Here is a 598-nt window from a genome sequence, read left to right on the forward strand (position 1 = left end):
GATGTGCATGCCCGCGCCGGGCTGGACGACATGGGCGACGACAAGGCCCAGGATCAGCGCCAGGGTGGAGAAGAACAGGAAATAGCCCAGCGCCTTCAGCACCACCCGGCCGAGCGAGCCCAGCTCGCGGGCCCCGGCGATGCCCGTCACCAGGGTGAGGAAGATCACCGGGGCGATGATCATCTTGACCAGGTTGACGAAGGCCAGGCCCAGCCACTCGAGCGATGCGCCGAAATCCGGCCAGATCGCGCCGACCAGCGCGCCGGCCACGATGCCGATCAGCACCTGTACATAGAGCATCCGCCACCAGCGCTGCGGCTTGGCCGGCCCGCCGGCATGGCTCGTTGCGACTGCGCCCATCCATCCTTCCCCTTCGATCCCACCGGCATAGCGGAGCGCGCGATGGCCCCCAACAGGAAAGGGCGCCCCCTTCCGGGAGCGCCCTTCCTATTCCTCGGTCCGGCCATGAGGCCGGCGCCGAACGGAGATCAGTGCGCGTTCGCCGCGGCGGCGTCGGCCTTGTTCTCTTCCACGTTCGCGGCGTTCTCGAGGGTCGCCTCGGCAGCGGCGGTGGTGGTGTTGTCGGCAGCGGCTTCGT

At 68.9% G+C, this 598-nt stretch carries 1 protein-coding gene; it reads right to left on the reverse strand.

What is annotated here, in order from left to right; all coding sequences use genetic code 11:
* A partial coding sequence (locus ACA511_RS40615) for a cation:dicarboxylate symporter family transporter (protein ID WP_375030085.1) occupies window positions 1-360 on the reverse strand: 360 nt, incomplete at its 3' end.
* Window positions 361-598: the final 238 nt, after the last annotated feature.

Origin of the sequence: Actinomadura sp. GTD37, from assembly GCF_041951365.1 — a bacterium.
Classification (GTDB): Bacteria; Actinomycetota; Actinomycetes; order Streptosporangiales; family Streptosporangiaceae; genus Spirillospora.